The 14,388-nt window shown below is 67.8% G+C and carries 10 protein-coding genes; 5 read left to right on the plus strand and 5 right to left on the minus strand.

Annotated features, from left to right (window positions below; translation table 11 throughout):
• Positions 1-2: 2 nt before the first annotated feature.
• Positions 3-2,363, minus strand: a complete 2,361-nt coding sequence (locus PI990_RS30470) for a TonB-dependent receptor (RefSeq protein ID WP_271659394.1) — start codon at positions 2,361-2,363, stop codon at positions 3-5.
• 367 nt (positions 2,364-2,730) lie between these two features.
• Between PI990_RS30470 and PI990_RS30475 the strand changes: the two genes are divergently transcribed.
• Positions 2,731-3,660, plus strand: a complete 930-nt coding sequence (locus PI990_RS30475; protein WP_271659395.1) for a LysR family transcriptional regulator — start codon at positions 2,731-2,733, stop codon at positions 3,658-3,660.
• A gap of 820 nt (positions 3,661-4,480) precedes the next feature.
• Here the strand turns inward: PI990_RS30475 and PI990_RS30480 are convergent.
• Positions 4,481-5,530 (minus strand): ABC transporter substrate-binding protein, encoded by a 1,050-nt coding sequence (locus tag PI990_RS30480; protein ID WP_271659396.1) that lies wholly within the window; start codon positions 5,528-5,530, stop codon positions 4,481-4,483.
• Positions 5,531-5,814: 284 nt separating this feature from the next.
• Here PI990_RS30480 and PI990_RS30485 point away from each other — a divergent pair, with 284 nt between their 5' ends.
• From PI990_RS30485 to PI990_RS30495, 3 genes are read left to right on the plus strand one after another with little or no spacing between them, the layout of a single operon-like run.
• Entirely contained in the window at positions 5,815-7,413 is a 1,599-nt protein-coding gene (locus PI990_RS30485; protein WP_271659397.1) for an ABC transporter permease, read from the plus strand.
• Positions 7,410-8,273, plus strand: a complete 864-nt coding sequence (locus tag PI990_RS30490; protein ID WP_271659398.1) for an ABC transporter ATP-binding protein — start codon at positions 7,410-7,412, stop codon at positions 8,271-8,273. Before PI990_RS30485 ends, PI990_RS30490 begins: the two co-directional genes overlap by 4 nt.
• 19 nt (positions 8,274-8,292) lie before the next feature.
• Entirely contained in the window at positions 8,293-9,900 is a 1,608-nt protein-coding gene (locus PI990_RS30495) for an arylsulfatase (RefSeq protein ID WP_271659399.1), read from the plus strand.
• Positions 9,901-10,041: 141 nt separating this feature from the next.
• Here the strand turns inward: PI990_RS30495 and PI990_RS30500 are convergent, their stop codons facing one another.
• The 3 genes from PI990_RS30500 to PI990_RS30510 all read right to left on the minus strand — a co-directional run bounded on the left by PI990_RS30500 (position 10,042) and on the right by PI990_RS30510 (position 13,172).
• The gene (locus PI990_RS30500; RefSeq protein WP_271659400.1) at positions 10,042-11,010 is read right to left on the minus strand and encodes a GGDEF domain-containing protein; all 969 of its coding nucleotides are present in this window, start codon (positions 11,008-11,010) and stop codon (positions 10,042-10,044) included.
• Between the two features lie 75 nt (positions 11,011-11,085).
• Positions 11,086-12,111: a DUF2955 domain-containing protein gene (locus PI990_RS30505; protein WP_442969308.1), complete on the minus strand. Its 1,026-nt coding sequence runs from the start codon at positions 12,109-12,111 to the stop codon at positions 11,086-11,088.
• The gene (locus PI990_RS30510; RefSeq protein ID WP_271659401.1) at positions 12,111-13,172 is read right to left on the minus strand and encodes an HlyD family secretion protein; all 1,062 of its coding nucleotides are present in this window, start codon (positions 13,170-13,172) and stop codon (positions 12,111-12,113) included. Before PI990_RS30510 ends, PI990_RS30505 begins: the two co-directional genes overlap by 1 nt.
• Before the next feature lie 168 nt (positions 13,173-13,340).
• On the opposite strand from PI990_RS30510, the gene PI990_RS30515 reads away from it, so the two are divergent.
• Positions 13,341-14,297: a LysR family transcriptional regulator gene (locus tag PI990_RS30515; RefSeq protein ID WP_021217920.1), complete on the plus strand. Its 957-nt coding sequence runs from the start codon at positions 13,341-13,343 to the stop codon at positions 14,295-14,297.
• Positions 14,298-14,388: the final 91 nt, after the last annotated feature.

The following is a 14,388-nucleotide window of genomic DNA, read 5'->3' on the forward strand; positions in this document are numbered from 1 at the left end:
GGTCAGAAGTCGTAGCGCAGGGAGACGCCGGCGGTGCGCGGAGCGCCCACCGAGGCCGTGTAGGCGCCGTTCAGGTAGGCGAAGGCGCTGAGGTAGTAGTCGGTGTCGGTGGCGTTGCGCACCCAGATGGAGGCGTCCACCTGGCCGTCGCCCAGGTCACGGCGCACGCCGGCCGAGAGGTTGACCAGGCCGTAGCCGTCGATCTTCGAGAGGTCGGAGTTGTCCAGGGTGCCTTCGGCCTCGGAGCGGTACGAATAGCTGGCGGTGAGGTAGGGCTCGATGCGGTTCTCCAGCTGCCATTTGTATTCGCCGCTGAGGTTGGCGATCCATTTCGAGGCGCCGACCACGCGCTCGCCGGTGAGGTCGCAGGTGGCCGGGGCGCCGGGGGCGGTGCTCACCTCGCCGGGGCACGGGGCGTCCTTGAAGCTGAGGTAGGTGACGTCGTTGTAGGAGCCATTGAAGTTCAGGGTCAGGCCGCGCACGGGCAGCGCGGTGGCTTCGAACTCCAGGCCGCGCGAGCGCACGCTGCCGGCGTTGGCCAGCACCTGCACGACGTTGGTGGAGCCCGACGCCTGGTACAGGGTGGTGGCCTGGTAGCCGTGGATGCCGGTCCAGAACAGGTTGGCGTTGAGCAGCAGGCGACGGTCGAGCAGCGTGCTCTTGAAGCCCAGTTCGGCGTCGTTGGCGCGCTCCGGCCCGACCAGCAGCGAGTCGGCGCCGGCCACCGGGGCCGAGCCCACCGCCAGGTTCACCCCGCCGGATTTCTCGCCATGGGCCAGGGAGGCGTAGCCCAGCAAATCCTCGTCGAACTTGTAGGCCAGGCTCAGCAGGAAGGACGGCGCGGCGTTGTGCAGGCTGAGGTCGCCCGAGTCATAGGCGCCCAGTTGCGCTGCGCGGATGGCGGCGGCCTGGCCGGTGACGGCAGCGCCGCCCACGGGGGCGAAGCGCTTGATGTTGGCGTCCTTCTCTTCGTAGGTGCCGCGCAGGCCGGCGGTGAAGTCGAGGCGGTCGGTGAGGTGCCAGGTGCCCTGGGCGAACAGCGCGTAGCTGTCGGTCTCGATCTTGCCGTTGGCCTTGGTACTGACGTTGTTGATGGCGCCCAGATTGGCGCCGAGCAGGAACAGGTCGGCCTGGGAGCCGTAGTCGGTGAAGGTCTTGTTGCCCAGGTTCTGGTTGAACACATAGGCGCCGAGCACGTAGTCGAAGGCGCCGCCGGTGGGCGATGCCAGGCGGATCTCCTGGGAGAACTGGCGGTCGTGCACCTCCACACCGGTGTTGAGCAGCGCCGGCACGTTGAGGCTCTCGTCGTTGGCCGGGGTGAAGTGCCAGTAGCGGTAGGCGCTGATGGAGGTGAGCGTGTAGCCGCCGGCGAGGTTCCAGTTGGCCTCCACCGAGCTACCGCCCTGGTGCACGCTGACGCTCTGGCGGCCGTCGATGTTGACCTTCTTGTCGTCCGGGTCACGCACCGGTGATGCACCCACCAGGGCCGCGCGCTGCCAGTAACGCGCCGGCGCGCCGTAGACGACCATGGTGCCGGTGCTGGAATCCTCCTCGTTGTAGTCGTTGATCCAACGCAGGCTGAAGTCCTCGTTGGGCTCGAAGAGGAACTGCCCACGCACGCCCTGGCGCTCGCCGCCGTTGAGGTCATCGCCGTTGTGGATGTTCTTGATGAAGCCGTCGTCGCGGGTGCGGTAGGCCGACAGGCGCGCGGCGAGGGTTTCGGTGAGGGCGCCGTTGACCGTGCCCTTGGCCTGGAAGTAGCCGTCCTGGCCACCGGAGACCTCCACCGTGCGCTCGGGGCTGAAGGTGGGTGCGCGGGTGCTGATGTTGAGCACGCCGGCGGTGGTGTTCTTGCCGAACAGGGTGCCCTGGGGGCCACGCAGCAGTTCCAGCTGCTCGATGTCCAGCAGGTCAAACACCGCCATGCCCGGGCGGCCGAGGTAGACGTTGTCCAGGTAGACCCCGGCGCTGCCTTCGAGGCCATCGCTGGCCGGGTTGTTGCCGATGCCGCGCACCGCGACGCTGGACTGGCGCGCGTGGATGAAGGCGACGTTGACGCTGGGCAGCACCTGCTGGAGGTCCTGCACCTTGTACACGCGCTGGGTTTCCAGGGTGGCGCCGCTGAGGGTGGTGATGGGCGTGGGCACGTCCTGCACGTCTTCCTCGCGGCGGCGGGCGGTGACGGTGACCTTCTGCAGGGCGACATCCTTGTCCACGTGCTGCTCGGTGCCGTTGTCGGCGGCCCAGGCGCTCCCCGCGCCCAGGGCCAGCAGCAGGGTCAGTGCATAGTCCACGGCGGCCAGGCGCTGCAGGGCGAGCGGCCTGGCGAGGGACGAGGGAAAAGCGGTACGGCGGTGGCTCATGGGGCGGTCCTTGTTCGGGGCCCGGCTTTTTCCGGGCAGAGCGGGCCCGCATCGCACGCAGGGCGACGGTCGGGGCGGCGTGGGTTCGGGGGAGCGTCAGGTGGCGCGCAGGGCCACCGGGCTTAGGGTTCGGCTGTCAGCGACAGCGGCGCATGAGCGGCGCGAGGAGCCGGGTCATGGCGGAGACGGGAAGTCGGGCTGGCGTGGTCATCGGGTATCCCCCTTCGGGCTGGGCCATATACTTATTCCTTTTTAATCTTATTTATCTAAACAAGCTTCGTTGACGGAATAAGAGCCTGCATTTAAAACCAGCACCCATACGCGGGCAAATGCCTTCGACCTATATTTTCGATGCCGGTAAAGCATGATGGATCTGCGCCAACTCCGTTACTTCATCGCCCTGGTGGAACACCGCAGTTTCGTCCGTGCGGCCGATGCCATGGGCATCACCCAGCCGGCGTTCAGCCGCAGCATCCAGGGCCTGGAGCAGGCCTTCGGCTGCCAGCTGGTGGACCGGGGCAACAAGGACCTGCGCCCCACGCCGGAAGGCCAGGTGGTGCTGCAGCACGCCCTGCGCCTGGTGCAGGGCGCGAGCAACCTGACCCGCGAAATCAACCAGATGACCAAGCTCGATGCCGGCGAGCTGCACTTCGGCTGCGGGCCGGCACCGGCGGCCAAGCTGGTGCCCGACGCCCTGGCCGCCTTCATCAGCCGGCACCCGCGCATCACCACCCGCTTCGAGGTGAACAACTGGGAAACCCTGGGACGCCTGCTGGCCCGGGACGAGATCGAGTTCTTCATCGCCGACATCCGTCAGTTCGAGATCGACCCGAACTTCCAGACCCGCGAACTGACCCCGCGCAACGGCCGCTTCTTCTGCCGCCGGGGGCACCCGCTGCTGGCCAAGGAAAGCCTCTCCACCAACGACATGTTCGACTACCCGCTGGCCGCCACCCGGCTGCCGGCGGGCATCCGCAAGCTGCTGGCAGGCTTCAGCGGCAAGGCGGATTTCGACCTCAACCTGGAATGCGAGCACGTGCCGGCGCTGGTGCAGGTGGTGCGCCAGACCGACGCCGTGGGCGTGGGCATGCTGGAGACCCTGGCACCGTTGCTGGAAAGCGGTGAGCTGGCGCTGCTGAGCTTCCGCAACCTGCCGGAGAACCTGGAAAGCCTCTCCGCCCGTTGCGGCATCGTCACCCGCACCGGCTACCGACTCTCCCCCGCCGCGCGGGCGCTGATCGAGCTCATCGTCGAGCTGGACGGAATCGAAGCGGAAGAAGCGCGGCGCAGCGCCTAAGTCCGCCCGCCGGACCTCGGTCCATCAAGGGATGTGGGTGGACCACGCTTTATCGGTCCACCACGGGGGCTGTCGGACACTCCGCTGGTGGACGTAAAGAGCGACGTCCCCCCCTACGCAGCGGTCGGGCTTTTCGTGGGAGCGAATTCATTCGCGAATAGGGCCGGCACCGTTGTGTTGGGCCTCGCTGCGCTCGGCGCCAACCTACGAGGCACGGAGTTGCCGGAAGCTCCGCAGGTGGACGTGAAGAGCGACGTCCACCCCGCAGCGGTCGAGGTTTTCGTGGGAGCGAATTCATTGGCTCTGTGTGCGTTAGCTGTTGTGGTTTTAATGCAAGCGCTCAAGCACCGTGCTTTCCGGGCGCCCAAGGATTCGTGCCACCTCCACCGCATGGGTTTCGCTTCGCTCTACGCCATCCTACGAACGTGCGCTGGGTTACTGCGCACATCAATGTGAGGGTTCGAGCGAAGAAAGTTGGAGCAGCCGCCAACGCCCCTCCAGGAGGCCGAACGCAGTCGTTGCGCCGGGGGACGAGCGGCATGGATGCCGCGAGAGGCGCGCCAGGCCATGGATGGCCCATCGCGCCGGCCCCCAGAGCAACGATGGAGTGAGGGAACCCCGGCGAAGCCGGGGCCGGATGATGGGGCAAGCCCTTTTGGTTCCTTTTAAGGCGATTGTTAAAAGGGACTCGCCCGGGTGGGCGAAACCAGAAGTACCAACAAAACTCGGCAATCAGCTGGACAAAAATCTTCTAGAAACACTTAACGCAGACAGAGCCAATTCATTCGCGAACAGGGCCGGCACCCTGTATTGGGCGGCCTTAACGCGAGGCCTGTACCGGCTCTTTCAAGGCGGCGTCGAGGAAGCGCGGTTCGTTCCAGTCGGCCACCTTGAACGGCTTGCGGATCAGCCGTTGTTCGGCGGCGAAGTCGACGCCCTTCTGCAGACGGGCGAGGAAGTCGGCATCCAGCTGCGGGTCGAAGATAGTGTTGAAGCTTTCATCCTTGAGGTCGGTGCCGAGGATGCCCACCGGGTAGCTGGCCAGGCTGGACACCAGTTCGACGTAGGCCTGCTTGTTCTCATCGTCGCGCAGCCATTGCACCGCCTGCTGCTGGGCCTTGATCAGCCGTGCCGTCACTTCCGGGTAGTCGCGGACGAAGGCGCCGGTGCCCACCAGCACCGCCTGGGTGCTGCCGGCACCGCCCAGGTCGCGGGTGCTCAGGGGCAGTTCGGCGAGGCCCTTGTCGCGCAGGGCGATCAGCCCGGCCAGGCCCCAGGAGGCGTCCACCTGCTTGGCCGCCAGGGCCGCGTTGGCGGCGTTGAAGTCGAGGTTGATCACCTTGAAGTCGCGTTCGGAGAGGCCGCGGCTGGCCAGGGCGTTGGCGAAGGACAGCTGGTTGGCGGTGCCGCGGAACACCGCGACGCGCTTGCCCTTGAGGTCTTCCAGGGTCTTGATGCCCGAGCCGGGCACCACGCCCAGGTAGCTTTTCACCCCGCGCGCGGTGGCGCTGAGCAGCCGGGTATCCAGGCCGCTGGCCTTGCCGATGATGGCGGCCAGGTCGCCCAGGTAGGCGAAGTCCACCTGGCCGTTGGCGAGGGCCTCGTTGACCACCGGGCCCGCGCCCTTGAAGAACAGCCACTGGACCTTGATGCCGTCCTTGGCGAACTCCTGTTCGAGGATGTTCCGGCTGCGCAGCACGTCCACCACGCCCCCGCCGCTGTGCTGGCTGCCGGCACTGAGGTCGGGCACGGCGATGCGGATTTCCTTCGGCGCCTCGGCGGCCTGGGCCAGCAGCGGGGCGGCACCGAGCACGCCCGCCAGCACGGTTGGGGCGAACAGCCCGAGGACGCTGTTGATCAGGGTTTTCATGGGAGGCGCTCCTGCGCTGGGGGTCATGTGGCGGCTAGATAGGCACAGGGGCTATCGGCAATAAAATAATAAAAATTCATTTTTTGATAACCCGAATGCATAAATCAGGCGAGCCGCGCCCTGTGGGCCGCTATGCAGGGAATGCATAAAAAATATTCAACAAAGGCATTTGCCGCTGCCCCGGCCCTCCCCCACAAATGACGCTCTTATCCATAAATAAATGGATATCCGAATTTTATATTCCATACGGAAATAACATTAGAGCCCAAGCGCCGGGAGACCCGATGAGCAAGATCCAGACGCTGCCCGCCCTCCAGCCGGCCCCCCGCTTCACGTTGCCGACCCCGAGCCTGCACGGCTTCGCCTGGGCCCTGCCCTGGCTGCTGCCCCTCGGCCTGTTCCTGCTCTGGTGGGTGGCCTCGGAGCGGCTGTGGATGTCCGAGCAGATCCTCCCGGCACCGGCGGTGGTCTGGCAGAGCGCCCTGGAGTTCGGCTCCGGCGAGCTCTGGGGCCACCTGTGGATAAGTCTGCAGCGCCTGCTCTGGGGGCTGCTCGCCGGTGTCACCGGTGGCGTGCTGCTGGGCAGCTGGCTGGGGCTTTCGCGGCGGGCCGAGGCGCTGGTCTACCCGACCTTCGTGGCCCTGGCGCAGATTCCCACCCTGGCCTGGATCCCGCTGTTCATGCTGTTCTTCGGCATCGGCGAAACCCTCAAGCTGGTGGTGCTGATCAAGGCGGTGGTGGTGCCGGTAACCCTGCACGTGCTGGTGGGCGTGCGTGATGCCCAACCGCGCCTGCGCGAAGCCGCCGCGGTGCTGCGCCTGCCGCCGCACCTGCTGTTCTGGCGCCTGGTGCTGCCCGGCGCCCTGCCCGCCTTCATGGCCGGGCTGCGCCTGGCCCTGGCCACCGGCTGGACCTCGCTGCTGGCGGTGGAGCTGCTGGCCTCCAGCGAGGGCATCGGCTACCTGATGGTCTGGGGCCGCCAGCTGTTCATGCTCGACCTGGTGTTCGTCTGCATCCTGGTGATCGGCCTGGTGGGCGCGCTGATGGATCGCGGCATCAACCGTCTCGACGCCCTGCTGCTGTTCTGGCCCCACCCGGCCACCGGCCAGCAACCCCGGGGCCCGCGGCTGCAGGGCTGGCAACGTGTGCAGGCCGGGCTGCTGCCCCTGGCCATCGTCGCCCTGTGGCAGGCCACCGCCGGCTTCGGCTGGGTCGACGCCAATATCCTCGCCTCGCCGCTGGACGTGCTGCGCAACCTGCAGCAGGGCCTGGCCGACGGCAGCCTGCCCACGGCCATGGGCGCCAGCCTGAAACGGGCCCTGCTCGGGCTGCTGATCGGCGGCGCCTCCGGCCTGCTGCTGGGCTTGCTGCTGGGGCTTTCCACCCTGGCCGAGCGCCTGGCCGGGCCGAGTCTTTCGGCCCTGCGCCAGGTGGCGATCTTCGCCTGGGTGCCGCTGCTCACCGCCTGGTTCGGCCTGGGCGAGGCCGCCAAGCTGGCCTTCGTCAGCCTGGCGGCCTTCTTCCCCCTGTTCATCGCCACCCAGCGCGGCGTCGCCGGGCTTTCGCCGCAACTGGGCGAGGCCGCGCAGGTGCTGCGCCTGGGCCTGGGCAAGCGCCTGCGCCTGCTGGTGCTGCCGGGTGCCGCGCCGGCCATCTTCGCCGGCCTGCGCCTGTCGCTGATCTATGCCTGGCTGGGCACCATCGGCGCCGAATACTTCATGCCCTCGGACGGCGGCATCGCCAGCTACATGCTCGGCGCGCAGCAGCTGTTCCGCATGGACCAGGTGATGGCAGCCATGCTGCTGGTGGGCCTGGTCGGCGCCCTGCTGGGCACCCTCGGACAACGCATCGAAACCCGCGCCACGCGCTGGAGAACCGCATGAACGCCTTCAACCGCAGTGCCGCCGAAGCGGCCAACCAGCCCGTTTCCGCGCCGCCCACCCTGAGCTTCGCCGGGGTCGGCAAGGTGTTCCAGGTGGACGGCCAGCCCTTCCAGGCCATCGAGGACTTCAGCCTGGATGTCGAGGAGGGCGAGTTCATCGCCATCGTCGGCTCCAGCGGCTGCGGCAAGTCCACCCTGCTGCGCCTGCTGGTGGGGCTGGATACCGACTTCAGCGGCCGCATCGAAGTGGACGGCAAGCCGGTGCGCGGCATCGGCGGCGAACGCGGCATCGTGTTCCAGGAGCACCGCCTGTTCCCCTGGCTGACGGTCAGCCAGAACATCGGCCTGGGCCTGGTCAACGAACCCATCGAGCAGGGCGAGCGCGCCCGGCGCATCCACCAGTTCGTGCAGCTGGTGGGGTTGAGCGGCTTCGAGAGCGCCTACCCGCACCAACTGTCCGGCGGCATGGCCCAGCGCGTGGCCATCGCCCGGGGGCTGGTGGCGAGCCCGCGCATCCTGCTGCTGGACGAGCCCTTCGGCGCCCTCGACGCCCTCACCCGCCAGCAGATGCAGGACGAGCTGCTGGCCATCCGCAAACGCCAGCGCATCACCACCATCCTGGTCACCCACGACGCCGAGGAAGCCATCTACCTGGCCGACCGCGTGGTGGTGATGGCGCCACGCCCGGGGCGCATCAAGCAGGTGGTGGACATCGACCTGCCGCGCCCGCGCCAGCGCACCGGCCACGACTTCCACCGGGTGCGCGAAGCCCTGCTGCACCAGCTGACCGGCGAGGGTGACTACCAGCCGCCGGTGCCGCCGCGCGTCGCCGACCTGCCCCTCGAATTCATCGCCCTGTAGACCCTTTGGAGAACGCTGGATGAGCAAACGCCCCAACTTCCTGGTGATAGTCGCCGACGACCTGGGCTTCTCCGACCTCGGTGCCTTCGGCGGCGAGATCGCCACGCCGAACCTGGACCGCCTGGCCTTCGACGGCCTGCGCCTGACCGACTTCCACACCGCGCCCACCTGCTCGCCAACCCGCTCGATGCTGCTCACCGGCACCGACCACCATATCGCCGGCATCGGCACCATGGCCGAGGCGCTGACCCCGGAGCTGATCGGCAAGCCGGGCTACGAGGGTTACCTCAACGACCGCGTGGTGGCGCTGCCGGAACTGCTGCGCGAGGCCGGCTACCAGACGCTGATGTCCGGCAAGTGGCACCTGGGCCTGACCGCCGAGCGCGCGCCCCATGCGCGGGGCTTCGAGCGCTCCTTTTCGCTGCTGCCGGGTGCGGCCAACCACTACGGCTACGAGCCGCCCTACGACGCCAGCACGCCGGGCATCCTCAAGGCGACGCCGGCGCTGTACGTCGAGGATGACCGCTTCATCGACCAGCTGCCGGAGGGCTTCTATTCCTCCGATGCCTTCGGCGACAAGCTGATCCAGTACCTCAAGGAACGCGACCAGAGCCGGCCCTTCTTCGCCTACCTGCCCTTCTCCGCCCCGCACTGGCCGCTGCAGGCACCCGCCGAGGTTGTGGATAACTACCGCGGCCGCTACGACGCCGGCCCCGAGGCCCTGCGCCTGGAACGCCTGGAGAGGCTCAAGGCCCTGGACCTGGTGGCGCAGGATGTGGAGGCGCACCCGGTGCGCGCCATCAGCGCCGAGTGGGAGGCACTGAGCGACGAGGAACGCCAGGTGTCGGCGCGAACCATGGAGGTCTACGCGGCCATGGTGGAGCGCATGGACTGGAACATCGGCCGGGTGCTGGACTACCTGCGCCAGCAGGGGCTGGAGGACGACACCTTCATCCTCTTCATGTCCGACAACGGTGCCGAGGGCGCGCTGCTGGAGGCCTTCCCCAAGTTCGGCCCGAACCTGAAGAGCTTCCTCGACCAGCACTACGACAACAGCCTGGAGAACATCGGCCGCGCCAACTCCTATGTCTGGTACGGGCCGCGCTGGGCCCAGGCGGCCACCGCGCCGTCGCGCCTGTACAAGGCCTTCACCACCGAGGGCGGCATCCGCGTGCCGGCCCTGGTGCGTTATCCACAGCTGCAGCGGCAGAAGCAGGTCAGCCCGGTGTTTTCCACGGTGATGGACATCACCCCCACGGTGCTGGACCTGGCTGGCGTGCGCCACCCGGGCACCCGCTGGCAAGGCCGCGAGGTGGCGCCGGTGCGTGGGCGCTCCTGGCTGGGCTACCTCTCGGGCGAGACGCCCCAGGTGCATGACGAGAAAACGGTCACCGGCTGGGAGCTGTTCGGCATGCGCGCCATCCGCCAGGGTCACCTCAAGGCCGTATACCTCCCCGCGCCGGTGGGCCCGGAAACCTGGCAGCTCTATGACCTGGAAAAGGACCCGGGGGAAATCCACGACCTGGCCCAGGAACGGCCGGAAGCCCTGGCCGGGCTGATCGAGGCGTGGCAGCGCTATGTGGACGAGACCGGGGTGATCCTCAGCGAATCGCCGTTCCAGCCATAGGGTTGGGAGCGGCGCAGAGCCAGGATCGTAGGGTGGACCACGCTTTATCGGTCCACCAAGGGCGTTCACCCAGAGCACCGCCGGTGGACGTAAAGAGCGACGTCCACCCTACGAATGCAGCCCGGTGCGGTGGGCTGAAGGCTACACCGGGACGATGCGGTTCTTGCCGCTGCGCTTGGCGGTGTACATGGCTTCGTCGGCGCGGGCGTAGAGGTGTTCCAGGGTGTCGCCGGGGCGCAGGGTGGTCAGGCCCTGGCTAAGGGTGACGCTGAAGATCTGGCCGGCGGCACTGAACGACAGGCGCTGCACTTCGCGCTCCAGGCGCTCGGCGACCTGCAGGGCCTGGGCCGGGTCGCAGCCGGGGAATACGGCGGCGAATTCCTCGCCGCCAATGCGCCCGAAATGGTCGACCCGGCGCAGGGCGCCGGCGCCGCACTGGGCGATGCGCTGCAGCACCAGGTCTCCCACCTGGTGGCCGTAGGTGTCGTTGATCTTCTTGAAGTCATCGATATCCAGCAGCAGGAAGGCCAGGGGCCGTTCGTAGCGCTCGGCCACATCGAATTCGCGCTGGGCGCATTCGAAGAAGTGCCGGCGGTTGCTGGTGCCGGTCAGCACGTCGGTGGTGGCCAGGCGTTGCAGCTCGGCCTCCAGGGTCTTCTTCTCGGTGATGTCCTCGGCGATGCCCACCACCAGGGTGCTCTGCCCGGCCTGGCCCTGGCGGCTGACGAAGCATTTGTCGCTGAGCCAGCGCACCTGGCCGTCACCACGGATGATGCGGTACTCGCGCACTTCCACCGCGCCCTTGGTGAGCACCTCGGCAAAGCTGCGCGCGGCGTACTCGACGTCGTCGGGGTAGATGCAGTTGCGCCACTCGTTGAAGTCCACCATCAGCAGCTCGGCCGGGCGGCCGAACATGCGCTCGTAGTGGGGGCTGACGTAGATGATTTTCTGCGCGTCCCAGTCGAACGCCCAGAGCACGGCGTTGACGCTGCCCAGCAGGCTGTTGAACAGCAGTTCGCGTTCGCGCAGGCGTTCCACCTCGCCACGGCTGTGCAGCAGTGCCAGGGTCAGCTTTTCCAGCTCGCTGGGGGTTTCCTCGAAGTTTTCCATCCGGCCCATAGCCTGCCTTCGCGTATTCGGGTCACGTTACGCCCGCAACGAAGCGGCGGGCATGGGTGGCCGCGGTCAGGCATGACTCTGGTGACGAATGGCTGCAAAACGGTTGAACAGGCGGTGCAGAACGAACACCGCAAGCAGGGTGATGAAGACCGCAACGCAAACCGAACTGAGCCGATAGGCCAGGCTGAACATCATGTCGTGACTCGGCGTCAGGTATTGACCGAAAACAATCGCCAAAGTTGTCAGCGCGCCGAAGCCGATTCCCTGCGCCCCCTCCAATACGTGCACTCGGGCACAGAAAAAGGCGGCTATCCAGTACAGCGAGGCGACGAGCGGTAGCACGTCGTAGTGGTCGTAGAGCAGCAGTTGCAGCACCAGCCCGATGAGGCAGCCGAGCATGGTGCCGAGGGCGCGGATGCGCCCGGCGAAGCGGATGCCGTTCCAATGCATGGGGAACAGCACCAGGATCGAGGCGATCTGCGCGGACAGCGAATCCTTCAGGTCGAAGGTCTGGAAGAGGATGAACGACAGGGTGGCGATGCAGGCACCGAGCAGCGCTTCGTGGCGCTGGCTGGGCAGGTCCCTGGGAGCGGCGGCGCGGGGCTCGCGGGGTTCGGCGTCGGGGAAGAGGAAGAACATCAGCCAGGCGATCAGCACCGTGAGGCAGGCGGCCACCAGATTGCTGGCCACCAGGTCGTAGAGGTGGGTTTCGGGGTAGCTGGCGAAGTGCAGCTGCATGGAGAGGAACACGCAGCCCAGGGCGCCGAACATGAACAGCGGGCCGCGCGCCATGAGGCTGAAGCGCCAGAGGAAGGCGGCGAAGACCAGGGGCACGATGAGCATCGGGCGGTCGCCGAACAGCCCGTAGATGACCAGCGTCTCCAGGCTCACCAGCACCGCCTGGGCGAGGAACTGGCGGATCACATGGGCGTTGATGGTGGGCACCAGGCCCAGCAGCAGCATGGGGTAGACGCAGAAGAACGAGCCGTTATCCCAGCCCATCAGCTTGCACACGAACAGGCCGAGGGTGCCGCCGCAGGCCAGGCGCAGGCACTGGCGCAGGCCATTCTCGCTGAGGGCCGGGCGCGTCATCAGTAGATGTAGTGCAGCAGGCTGATGAGGTGGATCTGCACCCGGCCGAAGAAGGTGGCCAGGGGCGATTCGTGGGGGTAGAGCTGCACCGTGGCCTTGGCGCCGCTGGGCAGGGGCGCTTCCGGGGGCGCCTCCAGCAGCACGTGCAGGCGCTGGCGCTGGGCGTCGCGCACCCAGCGATCGGAAGTGGCGGGGGCGGCGAGGTCGCCGTTGGCGTCCAGCTGGCCTTCCTTGACGCCGGCGTCGATGGCGCTGACCCGCGCGGCGAAGATGCGCCCGGGCAGGGCGTCGAACACCACGCTGGCGCCATCGCCCAGGCCCACGTAGCGCAGGGCCTTCTCGCGGAAGTCGGCGCTGACGTCGGCCTCATCGGCCACCAGCGCGGCCACCGGGCTGCCGGCGGCGACGAAGGCACCCGGGGACAGCTGCAGGTTGCTCAGGGTGCCGGCGCGCTCGGCGCGGACTTCGCTGTACTGCAGCTGCAGGCGGGCCTGGTCGAGGGCGTTGCGGGCCTGGCGCAGGCGCAGGTTGTCGTCGCCCGCCGCACCGCGCTCGGCCGTCAACTGGTGAATGCGCGCGGTGGCGGCCACCACCTTGGCGCTGGCGGCGGCGCGCTGCGATTGGGTCTGTTCGAACAGCTGGCGGGAGACGTGCTGGCTGGCCACCAGCTTGCCGAGGCGCTCGGTCTCGCGCGCCAGCTCCTGGGCCGAGGCGTCGGCGGCGAGCTTGTCGGCACGGGCGGCGGCGAGGCTGGCATCGAGCTCGGCGTTGTCCTGGGCGGCCTGCTCCAGGGCCAGCTCGGCGGCGTTGACGGCAAGGCGGAAGGGCTCGGGGTCGAGGCGGAACAGCAGCTGCCCGGCCTGCACATGGGCGTTGTTGCCGACGACGATGTCCAGCACCTGGCCGCTGACCCGGGGCGCCAGGCGCAGCACCGGGCGCGTCAGCTGGGCTTGGGGGGTGATGGGCATCCACAGATCGGCCGCGAGGAAGTAGACGAACAGCAGCACGAAGGCCGCAATGGCGCTCCGCACCCGGCGGGCGAACCTTTGATCGGGGGTCATGGATACCTCGGAAGTACAGGGCGGACCGGTGTTGCCGCGGTGCCCGCGAACGGGGCGATGGGCGGTGATCCGGTAAAACGGCAAACAGCTCAGGGCTGGCAGTATATTTACCGGCGTTTCCTGGATAATCAGCGCCCTTCGAGAATCAGCCTTGCGCGAGGAGTAACAATGGACACCCTGAACAGCATGCGTGTGTTCGTTCGCGTCATCGAGACCGGCAGCTTCACCGCAGCGGCGCAGGCGCTGGACCTCTCCACCGCGCAGGTCTCGCGGCTGGTTTCCGAACTGGAGCAGCAGCTGCAGGCACGCCTGCTGCACCGCACCACCCGGCGCCTGGCGCTGACCGAGGTGGGCGAGCGCTACCTGCAGCGCAGCCGCTCCATCCTCAACGAAGTGGACCAGGCCGCCGCCGAGGCGCGTGGCGCACACCTCAAGCCCAGCGGCCGGCTGCGGGTGCACACCATGACCGGGCTCGGCCTGCAGCACCTCACCGGCCTGGTGGCGCGCTACACCGAGCTGTACCCGGAGGTGGTGGTCGACCTGACCCTGTCGCAGCGCAACCCCGACCCGCTGGAGGACGGCCAGGACGTGGTGCTGACCTTCGCCCGCGAGCTGCCGGATTCGCAGATGGTGGCGCAGTCCCTGGGGCAGATGTACAGCGTGGTCTGCGCATCACCGGGCTACCTGGAGAAGCACGGCGTACCCAAGGGCCCGGCGGACCTGCGCCATCACCGCTACCTGCGCCTGCTGGACCCGCTCTACCAGGACAACTGGGTGCTGCAGGGCACGGATGGCGAGTTCGACGTGCTGCCGGCGGAGGCCTTCCAGGTCAACGTCGCCGAATCCCTGGCCCGCGCCGCCCAGGCGGGCATGGGCTTCTGCCTGCTGCCCTCCTTCGTCGCCTGCCAGCCGCTGCGCGACGGCACGCTGTTGCGCCTGCTGCCGGAGCACCGACTGCGCGAGCGCAACATCTATGCGATTTACCCGTCACGGCGCTTTCTCGACGCCAAGATCAGGACCTGGGTGGACTTCCTCAAGGCCGAGCTGCCGCCGCTGTTCGCCCAGGACGACGCCGTGCTGGACGACCCGCGCCACTGGGCCGTGCGCACACAATTGTTGCGCTAGAAGCAATTGTGATTCACCTGGGCCGTGGTTTTTCGCCGCCGGCCCCCCGCCTAAGATGGCCTCGGTCTCCAGATGCATCCCGCCGAGGATC

Source organism: Pseudomonas sp. TUM22785 (genome assembly GCF_028198105.1).
In the GTDB taxonomy this organism is placed as follows: domain Bacteria; phylum Pseudomonadota; class Gammaproteobacteria; order Pseudomonadales; family Pseudomonadaceae; genus Metapseudomonas; species Metapseudomonas solani.

What these genes read in the sequence shown, in the direction of transcription:
- PI990_RS30470 (WP_271659394.1), bottom strand. Translation starts at nt 2,363, where the DNA reads ATGAGCCACCGCCGTACCGCTTTTCCCTCGTCCCTCGCCAGGCCGCTC.
- PI990_RS30475 (WP_271659395.1), top strand. Translation starts at nt 2,731, where the DNA reads ATGGATCTGCGCCAACTCCGTTACTTCATCGCCCTGGTGGAACACCGC.
- PI990_RS30480 (WP_271659396.1), bottom strand. Translation starts at nt 5,530, where the DNA reads ATGAAAACCCTGATCAACAGCGTCCTCGGGCTGTTCGCCCCAACCGTG.
- PI990_RS30485 (WP_271659397.1), top strand. Translation starts at nt 5,815, where the DNA reads ATGAGCAAGATCCAGACGCTGCCCGCCCTCCAGCCGGCCCCCCGCTTC.
- PI990_RS30490 (WP_271659398.1), top strand. Translation starts at nt 7,410, where the DNA reads ATGAACGCCTTCAACCGCAGTGCCGCCGAAGCGGCCAACCAGCCCGTT.
- PI990_RS30495 (WP_271659399.1), top strand. Translation starts at nt 8,293, where the DNA reads ATGAGCAAACGCCCCAACTTCCTGGTGATAGTCGCCGACGACCTGGGC.
- PI990_RS30500 (WP_271659400.1), bottom strand. Translation starts at nt 11,010, where the DNA reads ATGGAAAACTTCGAGGAAACCCCCAGCGAGCTGGAAAAGCTGACCCTG.
- PI990_RS30505 (WP_442969308.1), bottom strand. Translation starts at nt 12,111, where the DNA reads ATGACGCGCCCGGCCCTCAGCGAGAATGGCCTGCGCCAGTGCCTGCGC.
- PI990_RS30510 (WP_271659401.1), bottom strand. Translation starts at nt 13,172, where the DNA reads ATGACCCCCGATCAAAGGTTCGCCCGCCGGGTGCGGAGCGCCATTGCG.
- PI990_RS30515 (WP_021217920.1), top strand. Translation starts at nt 13,341, where the DNA reads ATGGACACCCTGAACAGCATGCGTGTGTTCGTTCGCGTCATCGAGACC.